Below are 18217 nucleotides of genomic sequence, written 5' to 3'. Positions count from 1 at the left end.
AAAATCAACAGCCTCAGCCCACTCTTTGCAACAGTGCCAATCCGGACGAGTCAGCGGCGCTGTTCAGCGAGCATTCCGTGACTCTGTGGGGCCTCTTGGAGGAGTCCGCGCGGCTGCGGAGCGGCGGGTATTGACGCTCGTCGCTTGATCCCCACAATCGGCCTGCCGGAGTAAGGCAGGTGGAGCGCCGTTCATGCGTTCTATTCCCCACCACGGCGCCACCCTCATCCTGTCAGCTTTGGCAGGATCCTGCGTTTCCCGAAAACAACCTCATATCAGGGAACAACCGCAATGAGTGCTTTAGCCACTTCACGCGTGACAGGGCCAGTCCATTTCTTCGGTGACAGCCTCACCGACAACGGCAATCTGTTCGAACTGGCCCAGGGTCTTGTCGCTCAATCCGCCCTCCTCTCCTATGTCGGGACGGATGGACGGCTCAGCGACGGGCCCACCTATGCCGAGTATGTCGACGATCTGCTCGGGGTGCCCCAAGGCCGAAACTATGCCTTGGCCGGCGCCGAAGCGGCAGGCACCCAGCGCATGGGGGATCTCTTCACCGAGTTGCGCTTCACGGACGCCCTGCTGGTACCCGAGACCGATCCCCGGCTGGATCTGGACACCAATATCGGCGCCCAGGCCGACCGCTTCGGAGCCGACATGGCCGGCACCCGGTTGACCGACGCGACGGGGTTCATCCTTGCAGGAAGCAACGATTTCTTCAACATCCGGAGCCCCTCTGACGGACCTGCCATTGTAACAGCAGCAGTCCAGGGCACCCTGTCGGCCGCGACCGATCTGCTTGGCTTCGGCATGGGAGAAGTGGTCATTTCCACCCTGCCGGTGCCGCTTTTCTTTCCTGCCCTGAGGGCGGGCGACCCCGCGCAGGCGGCACAGTCGGTCGCTCTCTCGGCCGCGCATACCGCTGCCCTGAGACAAGGGGTCGAGGCGCTCCAGGCTCAGGGACAGGACGTGCGGCTTCTCGATATCCAGCCGATCACACGGGCCCTGCTGGAGGATCCCTCGGGCTTTGGCCTGATCGCGCCCTGGAACCTCACGCTCGAGACCGCGCCTCCTGACGCGCTGGCCCGGTATGATGATGACCAGGTGGCCTTCTGGAACCCGGTGCATCCCACCACGGCCACCCACGGGATCATGGGCGCCTACACCGCCTTCGGGCTCGAGCATGACCCGACCGAACTGACGGATGGTTCGGACTTCGTGACGACCGGGAGAGGCGCCGATCTGGTGCTGGGGCTGCAGGGGAACGACGTCATCAGTCTCGGGCGTGGGAACGACATCGCCTTTGGTGGCAGCGGCCGCGACAGCATCCTGGCGGGGCATGGAAATGACCTTGTGTCCGGAGGCTCGGGCAAGGATCTGCTGATAGGTCAGCAAGGCCGCGACGTTCTGGCCGGCGGCGAAGGATCGGACTGGATCTTCGGCGGCCAAGGACGGAACGTGCTGATCGACGGGTTGGGCAGCGACCGCTGCTGGGGCGGCGATGGAGCGGACCAGTTCCTGTTCACCCAAGCCGAACTGATCGGCGGAACAACAGGGACGGACTCCGACGTCTTTGTGGGCGGCAGCGGCATCGACACGCTCTGGCTCGTTCTCGGCAGCGACACCGCACGGGAACTTGGCACCGACCTGACAGGATGCGACCCGCGCGCGGCGCTGGCCGCTCTCGACATCAGGGTCATGGGCATCGAGGAGGTCCGGGTGATCGAGGGACGCGACGGACTCGCGGCGCTGTCCGGCGAGGCATGGTACCAGCAGGCGGATATCTGGGGGCTGGTATAACGCTACAGCGGCACACGTCCGCCCTCTCGAACTGGCTTCGACTGACGACGACGAACTGGCGCCTCGACGTTCTGGCCTCCTGCAACGTGCGGCTGCAGGCCGAGGAGGTCCGCAGGGCGCCTGATCTCCCCTTCAACGATAACGCCCGAGCAAGAATCCGACGGGCCTCAAGCTTCAGACCAGCAACAGGTCCATGTCGCGCGCATCGATCAGGGCGCGCTCGACGTTCAGCAACTCGATCATGATGTTTTCGCATGTGATGCGGGTATGCTGGTCCGAGGTTCCGAAGCTGGTGATGACAAGATCCTCATAGGCGACGGCGGCCCCGGTTCGGATGCGAAGCTGGTCCACCCCATCCTCGAAGTCACCGATACGGCCAGCGGAGCCTTGGGTGAACTGGAACACATCGGCGTCCGCCCCGCCGAGAAGCGTGTTTATGCCCGACCCACCGTCGAGAAGGTCGGCTCCACCCCCGCCCCGCAGGATGTCGTTGCCGATCATCCCGTAAAGCCTGTCGGCCCCTGTCTCGCCATTCAGCGTGTCGTCGCCCGTCTCGCCGAAAAGCCAGTCGCTATCCGCGCCGCCATTGATGCGGTCGTCGCCGCGCCCGCCATGGACGATGTCGTTCCCCGCCCCGACGGCGATCACCTCGTCGATCTGGATGCCGTTGATCCGGTCTGCCCCCGACGTGCCACGCACGATGCCGTCGGCGGGAGGCGGCACATCGTTCATGATGTCGCGATAGTTCGCGATCCCCAGCGCCTCCCCGCGGCTTACGCCAGTCGGCAGCATCGCCGAGGGGTCGCCACCGGCTGCAGCCAGCATCGCGCCGATGAAGGCGTTGGAGTTTTCACCGAAAACCTCGTAGCCATTATCAACCCTGTCGATCATGCGCGCGTACTTGACCATGATCGCCCAAGCCTGATCGTCGGTCAGCCCAGGGAAGTCGAGCGGTGTGCTCAAGCGCTCGGCCGGCGTGTCGCCGTCGCGGTCATCGGCAGAGTCGACAATGGGGATGTTGGTCTCGACCTTCATGTCACCGAACCACGGCAAATACGGACGCTCCGGCCCAGAGCGGATCACATATTCCTCGCCGTTGTTGTCCCGGAAGACGAGGTAGAGATGCGTCGCACCCGACGGCAAGCCGAAGAGCTCGACATCATTCGCCTCGATGAAGATCTGTCCAGTCATGGCAGTTTCACCAGCGTGGCAGGATCTACATGAAAGACTAGCAAGAACCAGCCCCTCGGATCAACGATCTTGCGGTGCAGAATGCGCGGTCTCGGTATCGGTGCCCGGACGACACCAGGCTGCGCGAGAAGTTGCGCCAGACCGCCGAAAAGCACCCACGGTTCGGTTATCGGCGCCTGCATGTGATCCGCGCCGGGACGGGCATGTGCTGAACCGCAAGCGGGACCGCGCGGCCTCCCGGGGCGTGTCTCGCGGATCGTAGCCTGCGCGTTCCCCGAAGCCCCCTCGACCTCAGGTCCCCGATCCCTTGCAGGATCAGGGACCCACCCGAAACGGGCCGGGGCGCAGGTCTTACTTCTTCGTGGCGCGGACGCCGACTTCCTCGACCTCGACCTCGGTCTTGCGGACCGTGTCCTTGATGGTCTTCTGATGCGCCTCGACCTCTTTGGTGAGTTCGACCTCGCCCACGACCCGGGCTTCCTTGCGCACCTCGACCTCTTCCTGGGTGCCCATCATCTCGACGGTCTTTTCCTCGAAGACGGCAGCGGCCTCGTCGTCCTCCAGCACGCGATTGGCGGCGTGACGCTTCACCCCCACGGTCTCGGTTGTCAGGGTGACGGTTTCCTCGACCGGCGTCTCGACGACGCGCGAGGTCACGCGGACACCGCCGTTGGCGCTCCGGGCCTTGCTGACCGAAAGCTCTTCCTCGACGATCGGCACCGAGCCAGCGCTGCTTTCCTTGAGGCTGCCATGGTCCGACAGGATGCGGTCCATGATGGACAGCGCCCAGTCGGCCCGCTCTTCGGAGATGCTGGCGATGACCAGCGTCTGGCCCTGCTCGACCGCCTCGGCATAGGCTTGGGCGTCGGCATCCGCGAAGCCGTACTCGGAAAGCTCGCGCAGAAGCGCCTTGGTGTCGCCGCCGAGGATGCGGGCCTGCTGGTCGCTGAGCCCTTCCTTGCGGAGGGCGGCGACGGCCATGTCGGCGATCTTCTGGTCGGCATAGGCGTTTATGACGGTTGTCATGGGGATCTCTCCAATTGGTAGGTGTTCGGGGTCGTGTCGGACAGGACAGGCAGGCGCCCGTTCAGTCCGGGTCGTGGCTGTCGCCGTTGGCGTTCAGGTGTTCGATGACGGCTTCCTCATGGCGCAGCGTGACGGTCTCGGAATGCTGTTCGGTGTCCTTGCGCCGGGTGATGCGGATCTCCTCGGTCGCGCGCAGGCGCTTCTCGACCACCACGACCTCTTCGACGAGCGTGACGATCGTGATGTCGCCCTCCTGCCGCACCGGAACCGGACCATCCACCCATCGGCCGAGCGGCACCCGCTCGACCTCGACGGTCTCGCGGACGACGGGCTCGTCGATCAGCGCCTCGTCCTCGCGCACCACCGTGCGGACACGAACGCCTTCGGTCAGCGTCTTGCGCTTGAGGACAAGGGCCTGCTCCTCGACGATCGGGATGATCTGGGCAGGGGGCGCGGAAACGGCATGCCGCGCGGGTCTGGATTGCTTCGACATGGATTCTCCGATCCCGGACGGCTGCGGACTGTTCCGAGGTTCAGCGACGGGCGGACGGGAAGGACGGGATGGTCCCCCAGCCGCGGAGGAAAGCAAGGTAGCGGTCGTTGATCTGCCCCATCCGCTGGAAGCTGCCGGCCATGAAGGCGCTTTGCATCTGGGCCATTTCTGCCAGCGTCCGGATGCGGCCGGCCGCCATCGAGGTCTGGACCTGCAGCGCCTGCAGCGCCTGCTCGTTGAGCAGCGCCATCATCGAATTGCCGACAGAGCCCGCCTCGCGGGCCGTTTCCTGCAGTTCCCCGAGAACAGCCGTGGGCTGAAGCCCCCGGTCCCTTCCGCCAGCCGCATCGGTGCCGGCTCCCATGGCCCTGCGTGCCACCTGGGCGCCTTGTTGCACCACATCCATGCCGGCCTTCATGATCTCCCCGCTCTGGCGCGCGGCGTCCGTCATCGGGTTCTCTCGCCCGCCCGCGCGGCGCGCCGGCGTGATCCCGGTTGTCCCGCCTTCGGTCTTGCTGGCGGCGGTGCCGGCCTCCGCGTCGCTCAGCGCCTTCACGACGGCCGGCAGGATCTCGTTCCTGTCGTCACGAAAGCGCCGCTGGAACAGGTCCCGGAACTCGGCGACCTTGGTGCCGAACGCCTCGCCGTCCCTCGGGCTGCGCTCGATCTCGCCGAGGAGCTTGCGCATCTGCTGGTTGTCGTTCAGCGCCGCGGCCACGAGGTCCTTCGTCTCCCTGTTCTCTCTCAGCACCGGAAGGAGACGCTGTTCCTCGAACTCGGCCTGGCGGTCGAACTCGACCTTCAGGTCGGAGACCAGCCGGTCGCGTGTCCTGGCTGCCAGAGGAGTTTCGGCGAGCTTCGCGAAGATCTCGTTGGCCTTGAGCTGGCCGGTCTGCATCAGCTGCTGGATGGTGGTCATTTTTTGGTCCTTGCTGGGGGGCGTATGTGACCTTGGCAGGGCTCGGGAACCTTGCCCGAAAGGCCTCACGCGACGTGAAGAGGTTGAGCCGGAGGGGAGCCGCTTTCGGCGGGCAGGTGGCCCGAGTGTCCCTTTGGCTTTCTGACGATCCCATGCTGCGCCTGCAGCATGAATGCTGCACTGCAACAATGCGCCGGCCTCAGATAAGTTCCATAGGCCGCGGATGCGGTAGCTTCTGCCGCTTACTCGTCGCTTGCCTGAGCAGAGGGACCCCGGCCACACCCTGATGCATTGATCGGCCTGAGGTCAGGCAGCACATTCTCCGCCCTTGCAATACCTGATCATACATCCATATACCATCCATGTGGATGGAAAGTGGCTGAATGTCAGACAAAGTGGTGCAGTTGCGGGACCGGCTTCCCGAGACCGAGAAGATCACCATCAACCTCGGTTACGTTGACCTCGGCCGGATCGATCTGCTGGTTCAGGAAGGCTTCTTCTCGAACCGGACCGACTTTATCAGGACGGCGATCCGCAACCAGTTGCGCAGCCAGTCGGAAGAGGTGTCGCGCTCGGTCGAGCGCCACAGGCTCGAGGTCGGCCTGCTGGAGCTTGGGGCGGCCGAACTGGAGGCCGCTCTGGCTGCAGGCGAAACGCTTCATGTCAAGGTCGTGGGCCTCATCCGCATCGCCTCCGATGTCACACCGGAACTTGCGCTGCAGACGATCGACTCGCTGACGGTGCTGGGTACGCTGCAGGCAAGCCGAGAGATCAAGGCCGCCTTGGCCGCGAGAATGAAATAGCCGCTGCGAGCGGCACGAAAGGCAAAGACCATGAACACCAATGACTACGTCGCGGAGATCCTCCGCGCGACCGGCACCCTACGCTCCGGGGATCCGGCAGGCGTGACCGCCATCGTCCAGAACGCGCTGTCCTTGGCGGGTCTGTCGGGCGCGGGGGGCGGCATCCCTGCCGGCAACCCGACACCTGCCGGGCAGGCACCTGAGATCGTGCTGCCGCGCGAGAATTACTCGGAAATCTTCCCGGCGCGGACCGAGCGGCTGCGCAAGCCATTGGGCGAGGTCATCCGCAGTTTGCAGGAAGGCGGAAAGGGACTGAAGCTCGACGGACTGCCGGGCCTCGGCCGTCCTCTGCAAGCCCCGGAACTGCCGTTGCCCGAGGGCGCCCGGTTCCTGGATGAGCGCTATTCCTGCCCGGCAGGCGCCCGCCGCTACCGGCTTTATGTTCCCTCAACCGCGGACGAAGGCCTGCAGGGCCTGATCGTGATGCTGCACGGCTGCACGCAAAGCCCCGAAGACTTCGCGGCGGGGACCGGGATGAACACGCTGGCCGAAGAACACCGGCTGCTCGTGGTCTATCCGGCGCAGACCGGCGGCGACAACTCCATGTCCTGCTGGAACTGGTTCCGGCCGGGCGACCAGATGCGCGACAGCGGCGAGCCTGCAATCATCGCGGGCCTGACCGAGAGCCTGCGCGACCAGTACGCCATCCCGGCGGATCGGGTCTTCGTGGCCGGACTGTCGGCCGGCGGCGCGATGGCGGCGATCATGGGCGAGACCTATCCCGAGCTCTATGGGGCGATCGGCGTTCACTCGGGCCTTGCCTACGGCTCGGCCAATGACGCCATGTCGGCCTTTGCGGTGATGCGCGGGCAAGCGGGGATCGCGCCAGCAGCCTCCGGGAAACCCCATGGTGGGTCGGAGGCGGAGCCGCGGCTGATCGTGTTTCACGGCAGCGCCGACACCACGGTCCACCCGTCCAATGCCGAACGGATCATTGCCGGCAAGGGCGGAAGCGGGGGGAAGACCTCCCGGTCCGAGCCCGGCGCCGCGGGAGAAACCCGCGGGTACACGCGCCTGGTCACGAAACGAAAGGACGGCACGCACGGGGTCGAGAGCTGGATGATCGATGGCGCGCAGCACGCCTGGTCGGGCGGGCACCCCAGTGGCTCCTACACCGATCCGCGCGGGCCCGACGCCTCGGCGGCCATGGTGCGCTTCTTCCTTGACGGCGCATCGGACCTGCCCGGCGCGTGAGGATTGCAGAGGTCATCTTCCCGGGCATCTGCCCGGGGAGATGAAGCTGCGGGGCTGTGACTTTGCGGGTCAAGGTCCTTGCGACACAGGGTGCGCGGTCGTGTCGGACGGACTCCTCGCTGGAACCCAAAACTGCTCGGGGGCTTGTCCATGCAGGAAAATGGGAGAGGAACAACCGATGAGTTTGTGGGATTTTGTGAAAGACGCCGGCAAGTCGGTCTTTGGCGAGGCGCAGGCTGCCGAGCCGCAGACGGCACCGAAGCAGGCGACGCCTCAGGCCGCTCCGCAAGCATCCTCGCACGCCGCGCCGAAAGCCGCGCCCGAACCGGTCCCTTCCCGCGATGACGCCGACACCAGACGCAAGCTCGACGCGCTGAATGCCGAGGTGGCAGCACTGGGGCTGGACTCGGGCGATGTCCGGCTTCACCTGAAGGGTGACACGGTCACGGTTGTCAGCAAGGGCGCGGATCGGGCCACAATGGAAAAGTTGATCCTCGCGGTTGGCAACGTCAAAGGCATCGCACGAGTCGAAGCTGACCTGCCCGAGGATGCCGCCGCCTCCAGGACGATGGAACCCGTGTTCCATGAAGTCGAGACCGGCGATAACCTGTCGAAGATCGCTAGGAAGTACCTGGGTGACGCCAACCGCTACCAGGAGATCTTCGAGGCAAACAAGCCAATGCTGAGCGACCCGGACAAGATTTACCCGGGGCAGAAACTGCGGATACCGCAGAGCTGACGCCTGGCCCCCCATGCGATGCCCCGCTGGTCGGCGGGGCTTTTTCTTAATCGAAAAAGTGACCCCGCGCGGGGCGGGGCCATGTGTCCTCCGTTGCTGAAGGAAGGGAGTCAGGCCGCGTTGCGCCGCTCGATGCGGGCAAGGCAGGCAAGCTAGTTGTTCACGCCCATGATTGCGGCCGTGGTCCAGTAATCGGCGCGATTGTTGCGATGCCGTCGGGAGGGGCATCCACGCCATCAACAGAGCCGATCGAAGGCACCCTGTCGCAGGCCGTCCGCCGCTTCGGCTTGCGCCGCTGCCGTTATCTCGGACAGGCCAAGACCCATCTTCAGCACGTCCTCACCGCGGCAGCGATGAACCTGGTGCGTGTCGACGCATGGCTGCGCAGCCAGCCTCGGGCTCGGATGCGTCAGTCCCGGCTAGCCACGCTGCTCACAGCTGCATAAAGCGGCCCCCGGAGTGACCAACAGTGTTACGATTTCGGGCGCGAGCAGCGTCAGGCGCAGCACACGCGTCATGTAGGAGCGCGCGATCCCCTCGCGCTCGGGCAGTTCGGCGATGGTGGCGAACTGGCCCGATTCCAGCATTCTCTTCCACCGGAACGCGACGCCATTGCATTCACGCCCGTGTTGTCGGCCCGGCGCTGCTGCGGCGTTCGAGAGGCCCCATCCGCGTGAGCAACAGCTTGCGCGCACTGTCGACTTCAGCTGCAGCAGTGTAATCTCGATGACGTAGTGCAGCGCGTGAGGCGAAATGCGCCAAGTCAGTCTGCTTCCGGCAATCGTCCTGGCCCTGCTGGTGAGCGCTGGTCTCAGCGCAGCGCACCATGACGACATCCCGGATCCGCCGCCCCTTTCAGTTTCACAGCAGTTGCCAACGGATCTGATCCTCGACTCTGGTTCCGTGTCGGTTTCCGGCCTTTCGTCCGGGGGGTTCTTCGCCCACCAGTTCCACATCGCCTTCTCGGCAACCGTGGCGGGCGCGGCGGTCCTTGCTGGCGGACCCTACGCATGCGTTGACGTGATCAGAAATCCGTTCTGGCCTTTCACGAAGCTGGATCGCAGCTCCGCGGCTGTGGTCGCCTGTACACACTATTTCGGAGACCGGTTCTGGGGTCTCCGGCCCCGGCCCCCAGCGGCGAAGGACGCCCGGCAGCTGATCGATGCCGCCTACCGGGCGGGTGAGATCGATAATCCCGCCAACCTTGCCGACGATCGGGTGTGGCTATTCCGGGGCGACCTCGATGAGGTGGTCCCCGCCGCTGTCGCCGGCAGCTTGGCCAGTCTCTACAACCTCCTTGGCATCGACGGAGAGGACTTGCACGTCGAACCCGGGGATCCGGAGCGCCCCGCAAACCATGGCATGCCGGTGGACAGCTTTTCCGGCGAGAGCCGGTTCGTGCCGCCCGACTGCGCGGCGCACGCGCTGCCCTTTGTGATCGAATGCGGGTACGACGCTGCCGAGCTCCTGCTGCGCCACCTGTACTTCGAGGATTCTCTTGAGGGGCCGGCCGACCCTCACAATCTGGGCCGCCTGCAAGCCTTCGATCAGACTCCATTCTTTCAAGCTAGTCGAACAGACGGGATGAGCAACGTCGGCTACATCTACGTGCCGGACGCGTGCCGGTCCGAGGAGTGCCGACTTCATATCGCCTTCCATGGTTGCCGTCAGAATGCGGATGCCCAAGGAGAAGACCGGATCCATGACGATTTTGTTCGTGACGCCGGCTACAATAGCTGGGCAGCCGCCAATCAGATCGTCGTTCTCTACCCGCAGGCCACCGCGTCAGCGGGCAACCCGAGAGCATGCTGGGACTTCTGGGGGTACAGCGGTGAGGGATGGAGAACCCGCGAAGGGGTCCAGATGCGTGCCGTCGCTGCTATGATCAAGCGACTGCTTGGCTGAAGAGGTAGCCGCGGTCCGCGTCCCGCCATCCGCCATCCGCCATCCGCCCTGAGGTATATGGCGGGGTGGATACAAAAAGCGCCGGATCAGCTATTACGCTGATGTCCGGCGCTTTTATCACAACCTTGGTGCCCAGGAGACGATCATGGGGCTGTTGGGGGGGTTCTCCTGGCCATCCTCTTCGCCGACGTGACGTAGAAGCTGCGCTCTTCTGCCGGTGTCGTTCTCTGGGCACGAGGAGCGTCGCTGACCATCGCTGCGGCCCGAGCGTATACCAACTCTTATATTAATGATAATTATGTAATTATATCAATATCTTATTGTGTGCTCTTCGTTCTCTTCCAAGCATCCTGCGGCGCCTCAAGCCCTACGCCCCGGCGAGCCATTCGGCGAGCTTCGTCCAGCGCCGCCGTCCCGCGACATTCCCCACCGCGATGGCCACAGCCTTTCTCTGACCCACCAGCACGACCAGCTTCCGGCCGCGGGTGATGCCGGTATAAAGCAGGTTGCGCTGCAGCATGGCATAGTGCTGGGTCATCACCGGAATGACTACCGCCGGATACTCCGACCCTTGCGCCTTGTGGATGGTGGCCGCATAGGCCGGCACGACGGTGTCGAGCTCACCGAAGCCGAAGACGACCGCGCGGCCGTCGAAGTCGATCATCACCTCCCCCTCCTCGGGATCAACCGTCTCGATCCGGCCGATGTCGCCGTTCCAGACCTCCTTGTCGTAGTCGTTCTCGACCTGCATGACCTTGTCGCCCGGCGCGAAGGTCCAGCCGAAGCGCTCGACCTTCGGGGCACCCGCCCCATTGAGGACCGCCTGCAGTTCGATGTTGAGCGCCCGCGCGCCGACGCCGCCACGGTTCATCGGGCAGAGCACCTGGATGTCGCGGACGGGGTCCAGCCCGAAGCGGCGCGGGATCCGGTGACGCACCAGTTCGACGATGCGCGCCACCGCCTGTTCGGGCGCCTCGGCCGGCACGAAGTAGAAGTCGCTTTCGCCCTCGGGGGTCGAGAGGTCCGGCAGGCGCCCCTCGTTGATCCGGTGCGCGCTGGTGATGATGCGGCTCCGCGCCGCTTGGCGGAACACCTCGGTCAGTCGCACGACCGGCACTGCGCCGGAGCCGATGATGTCGGCCAGCACCTGGCCGGGCCCGACCGAGGGCAGCTGGTCGATGTCGCCCACGATCAGCAGCGCAGCCGAGCCTGGCACCGCCTTCAGGAGCGACTGCATGAGCGGCACGTCCACCATCGAGCTTTCGTCGACGACCAGCAGATCGCAGGCGAGCAGGTTCTCCTCGCTGCGCTTGAAGCCAGCGGTTGCAGGATCGAACTCGAGCAGCCGGTGAATGGTGCGGGCTTCCAGCCCCGTGGCTTCCGTCATGCGCTTGGCGGCCCGACCGGTCGGGGCGCAGAGCAGCAGACGCGTGCCCTTGGCCGCAAGGATGCGCAGGATGGCATTGACCAGCGTGGTCTTGCCGACGCCCGGCCCGCCGGTGATCACCAGCACCTTGGAGCGCAGCGCCAGGCGAAGAGCCTCGACCTGGCTGATGGCGAGCGTGAGGCCCGTTGCCCGCTCGATCCACGGCAGGGCACGGTCAGCATCGATGGCGGGCCACGGCAGGGGACCGCTGGCCAGGCGCTTGAGATGCGCGGCGATGCCGCGCTCGGCCTGGTGAAGCCCGGTCAGGAACACGCAGTCGGTGTCACCCACCCGATCCGCCGTGACCGTGCCCTCGGCCAGTTCCAGAGCCATCGCACGCGTGATGAACTCGACCGGCACCTCCAGCAGCTTTTCCGCGAGCCCCGCCAGGTCCGTCCGCGGCAGCCCGCAGTGCCCCTGGCCCATGGCTTCGGAGAGGGCGAAGGAGATCCCCGCCTGCACCCGGATCATGGCGGTCCTTTCGATGCCGAGCTTTTCGGCAATGACATCGGCGGTGCGGAAGCCGATGCCGCGGATGTCGCGCGCGAGCCGGTAGGGGTTCTCGCTCATCACCTGCACCGCATCGAGGCCATAGGTCCGGAAGATCCGCACGGCGCGCGCGGTCCCCACGCCATGCTGGTGCAGGAACACCATGATCTCGCGGATGACCTTCTGGTCGGCCCAGCCGGCGGCGATCCGGGCCGTGCGGACCGGACCGATGCCCTCCACCTCGCGCAGCCGTTCAGGGTTGGTCTCGATGATGTCGAAGACCTCCGTGCCGAAATGGCGCACGAGGCGCTTGCCTGTGACCGGGCCGATGCCGCGGATCATGCCCGAGCCAAGATACTTCTCGATGCCCTCGGCGGTCGTGGGTGCGGACGCCCTGAGGAACTGCGCCCTGAACTGGAGACCATGCGTGCGGTCGTTGCTCCACTGCCCCGACGCGGTCATCCATTCGCCCGCCGAGATCGCGGCGGCATGGCCCACCACCGTCACCAGGTCGCGGTGCCCGCGCGCCTTGACGCGCAGCACGCAGAATCCGGTCTCGGGATTGTGGAACGTCACCCGCTCGACAAGTCCCGCGAGGACCTCACGCCCGTCATCCTGAGACTGCTGGTTCATCAAGGCGTCCGGCCGTGCGTTGGGGGGATAGCTTGGGCTGTAGACTCAGGGCGGAAGCAACCCGTGACAGGTTGGGTATCTTCCGGGCACCTCGTCATGATCCGTCCCGATCTGTGGGGTCAACTCCTCAGGTCGCGCTGACCCTGTCCGAGTTGCCACAGGATCGAGCTGACCACTGACCGCCTCAGAGGTCACTCGCGCCTGAAATCCTCGGCGAACCGGCCGATCTGGTGCATGCGTTCATGCAGGATCGTCACAATGCCGATGTCGCCATTGGACAGCCGGCGCCAGTAGACGAAATGGTGCTCGTAGCGGAAGAAGAAGCCGTTCACGCCAAACTCGGCCGGGATCGGGCGGGAGGCGACCCCATGTGCCTCGATCCGCTCGAAGGCGGCGATGAGGCCGGTGATATAACGATCGGCCTGCGCTTCGTCCCAGCGTTCACGGGTGTAGCGATAAATGTCATCCAGCCGCATCGATGCGGCCTCCTGGATGCGAAGGGCCGCCACGATCAGCCCCGGTTGCGCGCGATCACCTCGGCAGCCGTCAGGGGTCGATAGCTGTCCTCAGGTGCGGCGAACGCTCGGGTCAGTTCGGTCTGAAGGCGAACAAAGGCTTCAGCCTCGGCCCGTTCCTTGTCGCGACGGATCAGGTCACGGACATACTCGCTGACATTCTCATAGGATCCGTCCTCACCGACATTGGCCGCAACGAAATCGCTCAGCACCGGGCCGAGCCGCACGGTCATGGTTGTGGTCTGAGCCATGGCAAGGTCCTTTCCGATAGCGTCTTCAATATGACCATTATTGAAGACCAAACAAGAACCGCGTGTCCCTGCTGGCTCCTTGCTCGTCCGAGTTCCAGAGGCGCCAGCAGACGAGTTGTTCAGAAGGGCCCTGCCCTTCACGACACCGCTTCGACCATCACGTCGCGCAGACGCACCACGTCCTCGATATGGACCGTCGTGGCATCGACCTGCACACCATGATCGCGCAGCCGTGCGAAGGTACGCGACAGGGTTTCCGGCTTTATCCCCAGTCGGCCGGCGATCAGCGCCTTATTGTAGGGCAGGGCCACCGGACCGTCTCCGTCGCATTCCGCGATGAGGTCCAGCAGGAACTCGGCCACCCGCTGCACGCTGGTACATGTCTTCAGCACCTCGATGTGGGCAATGAGCTGCTGCAGACGCTGAAAAGCCGGAGCCAGCATCGAGGTGGCAAGCGCCGGGTCGGACTGCAGCAGGCGGCGTACATGGCGTGCGTCCAGCCGCAGCAGCCGCGCCGGGCTGATCGCCTCGGCCGAGACAGGCCAGGGCTGGCCGCAGAGTGCCGCTGCCTCGCCGAAGCTCTGGCCGTCGCGCATGGTGCCGACCACCGCCTCGATCCCGCTGGCGGCAGTGCGGTAAAGCTTGATCCAGCCCTCCAGCACGACGAACAGCGCGTCGGAGGGCTCGTCCTGCAGGAAGAGGACCTGACCGGCCCTGAGGCCCTGCACCCGTGCATCCTTCAGCAGCATGGCCTCACCCCCGTCGGGAAGACTGGCAAGGAGAGCGGATCGACGGGCGGTCTCAAGCTCGGCGGGCGTCAGGATAACCTGGGCAGAGGGTGAGCCAGCGTCGCACCCGCGGCGCATTGCTGCGTCAAGGATGCATGTCTTCGCCGGGTCAAGCCTGCAGGGCCTTGCCGGAGCCAGCGTCGTGCAGCGGGACATGATCGGTTGGGCCGGGCATTCTGCTGTCCCGACGCAACTCAGCATGTGCGGCCAAGCGCGCGGCAGTGTCTTTCGGATTGGGCTGGCTGATTGAAAATCAATCTGGCTCTCGTCTGCTCATCAATGCCGAACTCAACCCTGGTGCGAAATGATCGTTCCATCGGGGCGCCCTGCCCCGGTTTCGAGTCGGTGCGATAATGTGGACCGCCAGGATCTCGCCGCCCTGCTCAACGAATGCGCACTGCAGATGCGGGTCCGGGAACTGGGACTCTCCGCAGTTCCGGCCCGTCACGGTTCATTCGCTCCTTTCGGAAAAGTGTCAGTGATACCGGATCGAGATGGCCAGTCGGGGAGCCTGAACCTGGGCTGCATGCGCGTTCCACCTGAAGGTGGCTTGCGAAAGCGAGCTGACCGGCTCGTAGCCGACTGCACGGGCAGCGAAGCCGCAGGCCGGGCACTCAAGGATCGCGCGCCACACCCGGAAGCTTTCGGCATCGACCGACACCGAGGGAGGCACTTTCGTCCCACAGGCGCATGTCTCGATCCCGGATGTCAAAGCCGCCTCCCCTGCAAAGCGGCCTGAGGACGCCATGGCGTCTGATAGCCTGACATTCCTCGGTTGCGACTGAAGGAATGACGTTGAACCGTATGTATTTTTGGGCCGCGTGGCCGGATGAACACAGCTGCGTTCCAAGGCAGGACTCTGCTGCTGACGGACGTCCGGAAAGCGCAATTGCGATGGCAGGCTGCGTATTAGAACGGCCTAGCCGATAGGTTCAGTTGCCTGTCCGTCTTCCAGCCCTGTAGTTCCAGGCGGGTTGCGACTTGTATTTCCAGATGCCGATACGCGCCGTCCTCGCTGCTTTCTCGTCGCGCACATAATCGTCACCATACTGACGATAGGCCCATGCCATGCCGCGCCTGACCATTTCGCGATTGACGTCGTGGCGTCCTGCACGGCAGCGGGCGACAGTGCGGCCATAACGGTCGGTGTTGACGCGGGTGCAGCGGACCGGACCGGCCGACAGAATGTCGGCCAGGGCGTCGGTTGCGGCTGTGCCGCAAGCGACGGGTCCGCAGCTCTGCCCACGTTCGGGCGCGTCGATCCCGAACAGGCGGATGCGCTCACCCGCAAGTTCCAGCGTATCACCGTCTATAACGTGCCATTCTTTGCCGCTCTGTGGCCAACTGAACGCGACGAGCGCCGCGATTAGCAGAAGCGCCGCCGCTGCGACGATCAGCCGCCGCCAGCGGGGTCTGCCCTGGGGCTGCGGGTGGTCAGCCGCCACGGTTCTTGCCGCGCCCGGATGGGGCATCGGGCCGATGGACGCCGGTGGCAGAAACGGCGCTGGTAAACAGGCGGGGCGATGCTAGGGCCGCTTCGGTCAGGATCTTCGCGATCACACCCGTGTTGCGCATGGCTTCGCGTCGGAAAACGTCTTGCTGGTGTTCAGCCGGCACCAGGATCGCGCGGAAGTCCGTCTCGCCGTGCCGGGCGCAGGACACCATGAAGGCCGCCATCCATTTGACGCCGAGTTGCACGATCTCGCTGCGGGGATCGCCCATCCTGTCGATCTCGGCCCAGCAGAGGGCGGCGGCGCTGGTGATGGCGGCCAGCGTGTCCTGGTCGCCCTCGGGCACGCCACCCGTCGCCTTCACTTCATCCACCCAATCGGCCAGCTTCATGTCGGCTTCCTCGCAAGATCAGAAGAGGATTGTGGGACCCTCGGTGTCGTCCACGGTGCTCCATGCATTTTCGGGAAACATGGCGATTTCGGTGTAGCCGATTGGCTATACCAGAAGGCGATAAACCGAACAAATCTCGGGACTTCGCCGAAACGCTGGGTAGAGTTTCCCTGCGTTGCTTCGGAAAAGCCATGCAGGACCAGGCGCTTTGCGGTCATGGCGGTTGCGGAGTTCACGCAGGACAGGACGGACACACTCAGGCTGTCACCTCGACGTGCGGTTTTGGGGAGGCATCCGCTTTCCGAAGAGACCAGATGCAACATTCGCGACCGAGACATTCACATGACCAGCCAGGACAGTTCCATGAATGGCCCAGGACTGACGAAGACGGAATGGGAACTGCTGCTGGAAGCGATCCATGCTTATAACCACAATGCGGATTACCGCATCCTCCACGGCAAGCTTGCCATCCTGGCAAGGGCCTCGGGCGTCAGACCGAAAGGCACCACGCTGACCGGCGGGGAAACCGGCCGGACCGGACAGGGCCGGCGCGGCCTCACCGGGTGATCTCGCCGGCTCGGACGGCCTGGCTGTGGTATTCATTCACCCATGAGCCTTTCATACCGGCCGCCGTCCTGCATCCGGATGCGCTGCAATACGCTGTCGATGATCCTGCTCCGACAAGGCCAAGGAGATTTTTGATCTTTCCCCGGCCGTGACCGACGTTTCCAACCAAGTTCAGCCCTTGCCGCCGTCCCTTCATGTCCGTTCCTCGGCCAGCCGTCGTTCGTTGAGGCCGATCAGGCTGCCGGTCAGGTTGAGGGTGCCGAGCTGGCAGGCCCGGACCATGCCGCGCATGTAGCCCCCTGGGCTGATGACCGGGGTTTCGGGGTCCGATCGCCGTGCATCGGTGATGAGCGTGCAAAGCATCAGTTCCTCCTCGGACATGAGCTGCGCCCATTCCTCCCAAAGCCGCGGCCGCAGGCCGATGTGGGGGAAGCGGTCATAGGCCGCGCAGATGAAGTCGAACAGCGTCAGCTCGCCCGGGTCGCTGCGGTGGCGCAGCAGATCCTGCTGCATCTCGACGGAGGCCAGTTCGAACAGCCGCTGCGGTCCCAGCCGGTCGATGAACTGGCCCTTGACCGCTGCCCTGCCCGCCCCATCATTTTTTTCTGTGCTCTTCGCGGAGCCGTTAGGCGGAGCAGCTGAGGGATTGTCTTGCACGGGCTTGCCCGTGCTCCGGTTATCCACGCATGCATTACCTGACTTCATGTGAATTTGGGTTGTATCTTGTATATGAGACCGCTCGAAACTGAGCGGTCCACCGCTTGATTTCTCGAGGTTCTCGACAAGAGCCAGCGCTTCGCGACACAGGGATTCGGCCTCATCGACGTGCCGGCGCAGCTCGGCCACCGTCATGCAGTACAGCGCCTCGGCCGCAGGCCAGGCGTCACGCTGCTCGACAAGCGCCTGGACCGTCTCGCCTGCCGCACCAAGCTCGATCAGCGCCTCGATCGCGTGCCGCAGATGGCGACGGGCGATGGAGCGCCTGCCGCGCAGATGGGCGTGTGCGCGCCGCTCGGCCTCGGCCTGCTCTCTCATAGCCAGAAGGTCGCTCACCTGCGCCAGCAGTGGCCCGAAGAAGATGCCGGTGCCGGTCCAACGGCTGCGGGCGCCGTTCGCGGCCGTACGGCGCTCGATCAGGCGGGCCGCCGCAAGCTGCGCCTCGTAGCGCCGCCAGGTCGAGGCCGGGATGCCGCGGGCCCGGGCGATCTCCACCGCGTCCATGTAGCAGCAGGGCTCGGTCTTTGGCTCGGTCCAGTCGGACGGACGGGTGGCACCCATCATGTCGGCAAGCGCGTTGATCGCGCCGGCACAAGGCACGGGACGCAGAAGATGGCGCACTGTGCGCACCAGATCGAGAAGGGCGCTGCGCCCGCCGGGCAGCGCAAGGGTCGGAAAGAGGGGGGCGGCTTGGGCCGCAAGATGTGTCATGGTCTGCTCCTGACAGGTTCAGGCGCAGGGGCGGCCGGCAAGACGGGTCCGTTCGCGCAAACGCGTTTTCTGCTTGATCGGGATGTCAGGAGGGACTACAACGGGCCTTAGCTTTAGATAGGCTTTCAGGTTTGGCGACCTGGTTGCA

The 18217-nt window shown here is 64.9% G+C and carries 19 protein-coding genes; 7 read left to right on the top strand and 12 right to left on the bottom strand.

Annotation, left to right across the window (positions count from 1 at the left end):
• Positions 1-291: 291 nt before the first annotated feature.
• Positions 292-1800 (top strand): SGNH/GDSL hydrolase family protein, encoded by a 1509-nt coding sequence (locus JGR78_RS16435; protein ID WP_200559538.1) that lies wholly within the window; start codon positions 292-294, stop codon positions 1798-1800.
• 174 nt (positions 1801-1974) lie between these two features.
• Here JGR78_RS16435 and JGR78_RS16430 read toward each other — a convergent pair whose 3' ends face one another.
• From JGR78_RS16430 to JGR78_RS16415, 4 genes are all read right to left on the bottom strand, one after another.
• Positions 1975-2991, bottom strand: a complete 1017-nt coding sequence (locus JGR78_RS16430; protein ID WP_200559537.1) for a calcium-binding protein — start codon at positions 2989-2991, stop codon at positions 1975-1977.
• 351 nt (positions 2992-3342) lie between these two features.
• A complete protein-coding gene (locus JGR78_RS16425; protein WP_182806263.1) occupies positions 3343-4017 on the bottom strand; it encodes a YsnF/AvaK domain-containing protein in 675 nt (224 codons plus the stop codon).
• A 61-nt stretch (positions 4018-4078) separates the two neighbouring features.
• Positions 4079-4510 (bottom strand): YsnF/AvaK domain-containing protein, encoded by a 432-nt coding sequence (locus JGR78_RS16420; protein WP_200559535.1) that lies wholly within the window; start codon positions 4508-4510, stop codon positions 4079-4081.
• 40 nt (positions 4511-4550) lie between these two features.
• Positions 4551-5429 carry a hemerythrin domain-containing protein gene (locus tag JGR78_RS16415; protein ID WP_200559533.1) on the bottom strand — a complete coding sequence of 293 codons (879 nt, stop codon included), beginning with the start codon at positions 5427-5429 and terminating at the stop codon, positions 4551-4553.
• 383 nt (positions 5430-5812) lie between these two features.
• Here JGR78_RS16415 and JGR78_RS16410 point away from each other — a divergent pair, with 383 nt between their 5' ends.
• The 4 genes from JGR78_RS16410 to JGR78_RS18285 all read left to right on the top strand — a co-directional run bounded on the left by JGR78_RS16410 (position 5813) and on the right by JGR78_RS18285 (position 8671).
• On the top strand, positions 5813-6232 hold the full coding sequence (locus JGR78_RS16410) for a CopG family transcriptional regulator (RefSeq protein ID WP_182805369.1): 420 nt from the start codon (positions 5813-5815) through the stop codon (positions 6230-6232).
• 30 nt (positions 6233-6262) lie between these two features.
• The gene (locus tag JGR78_RS16405) at positions 6263-7486 is read left to right on the top strand and encodes a PHB depolymerase family esterase (protein ID WP_182805371.1); all 1224 of its coding nucleotides are present in this window, start codon (positions 6263-6265) and stop codon (positions 7484-7486) included.
• A 178-nt stretch (positions 7487-7664) separates the two neighbouring features.
• The gene (gene lysM, locus JGR78_RS16400) at positions 7665-8225 is read left to right on the top strand and encodes a peptidoglycan-binding protein LysM (protein WP_182805373.1); all 561 of its coding nucleotides are present in this window, start codon (positions 7665-7667) and stop codon (positions 8223-8225) included.
• Between the two features lie 209 nt (positions 8226-8434).
• Complete coding sequence (locus JGR78_RS18285) at positions 8435-8671, top strand: transposase (RefSeq protein WP_370576543.1); 237 nt, start codon at positions 8435-8437, stop codon at positions 8669-8671.
• On the opposite strand, the gene JGR78_RS16390 is transcribed toward JGR78_RS18285, so the two are convergent.
• Entirely contained in the window at positions 8645-8812 is a 168-nt protein-coding gene (locus JGR78_RS16390; RefSeq protein ID WP_234450985.1) for a hypothetical protein, read from the bottom strand. The genes JGR78_RS18285 and JGR78_RS16390 overlap by 27 nt on opposite strands.
• Before the next feature lie 166 nt (positions 8813-8978).
• On the opposite strand from JGR78_RS16390, the gene JGR78_RS16385 reads away from it, so the two are divergent.
• Positions 8979-10130, top strand: coding sequence for a hypothetical protein (locus tag JGR78_RS16385; RefSeq protein ID WP_182805377.1), 1152 nt, complete (start codon positions 8979-8981; stop codon positions 10128-10130).
• Positions 10131-10497: 367 nt separating this feature from the next.
• Here the strand turns inward: JGR78_RS16385 and JGR78_RS16380 are convergent, their stop codons facing one another.
• The 6 genes from JGR78_RS16380 to JGR78_RS16355 form a co-directional block, all read right to left on the bottom strand.
• Entirely contained in the window at positions 10498-12678 is a 2181-nt protein-coding gene (locus tag JGR78_RS16380; protein WP_182805379.1) for an ATP-dependent RecD-like DNA helicase, read from the bottom strand.
• A gap of 191 nt (positions 12679-12869) precedes the next feature.
• Positions 12870-13187, bottom strand: a complete 318-nt coding sequence (locus JGR78_RS16375) for a type II toxin-antitoxin system RelE/ParE family toxin (protein ID WP_182793681.1) — start codon at positions 13185-13187, stop codon at positions 12870-12872.
• Positions 13188-13189: 2 nt separating this feature from the next.
• Positions 13190-13444: an addiction module antitoxin gene (locus JGR78_RS16370; protein ID WP_182793680.1), complete on the bottom strand. Its 255-nt coding sequence runs from the start codon at positions 13442-13444 to the stop codon at positions 13190-13192.
• A 137-nt stretch (positions 13445-13581) separates the two neighbouring features.
• Entirely contained in the window at positions 13582-14193 is a 612-nt protein-coding gene (locus tag JGR78_RS16365) for a Crp/Fnr family transcriptional regulator (RefSeq protein ID WP_182805381.1), read from the bottom strand.
• Between the two features lie 971 nt (positions 14194-15164).
• Positions 15165-15677 (bottom strand): thermonuclease family protein, encoded by a 513-nt coding sequence (locus JGR78_RS16360; RefSeq protein WP_182793678.1) that lies wholly within the window; start codon positions 15675-15677, stop codon positions 15165-15167.
• Positions 15667-16074, bottom strand: coding sequence for a hypothetical protein (locus tag JGR78_RS16355; protein ID WP_182793677.1), 408 nt, complete (start codon positions 16072-16074; stop codon positions 15667-15669). The genes JGR78_RS16360 and JGR78_RS16355 overlap by 11 nt, the downstream gene beginning before the upstream one ends.
• Positions 16075-16437: 363 nt before the next feature.
• Here JGR78_RS16355 and JGR78_RS16350 point away from each other — a divergent pair, with 363 nt between their 5' ends.
• Positions 16438-16641, top strand: coding sequence for a hypothetical protein (locus JGR78_RS16350; RefSeq protein WP_182793676.1), 204 nt, complete (start codon positions 16438-16440; stop codon positions 16639-16641).
• Positions 16642-16833: 192 nt separating this feature from the next.
• Here the strand turns inward: JGR78_RS16350 and JGR78_RS16345 are convergent, their stop codons facing one another.
• Entirely contained in the window at positions 16834-18069 is a 1236-nt protein-coding gene (locus JGR78_RS16345) for a helix-turn-helix domain-containing protein (RefSeq protein ID WP_182805386.1), read from the bottom strand.
• Between the last annotated feature and the right edge of the window lie 148 nt (positions 18070-18217).

The sequence above is a fragment of the Paracoccus sp. MC1862 genome, from assembly GCF_016617715.1.
GTDB lineage: Bacteria > Pseudomonadota > Alphaproteobacteria > Rhodobacterales > Rhodobacteraceae > Paracoccus.
Note: the sequence above shows the minus strand (reverse complement) of the source record. Positions and strands in the feature narration are given on the sequence as shown.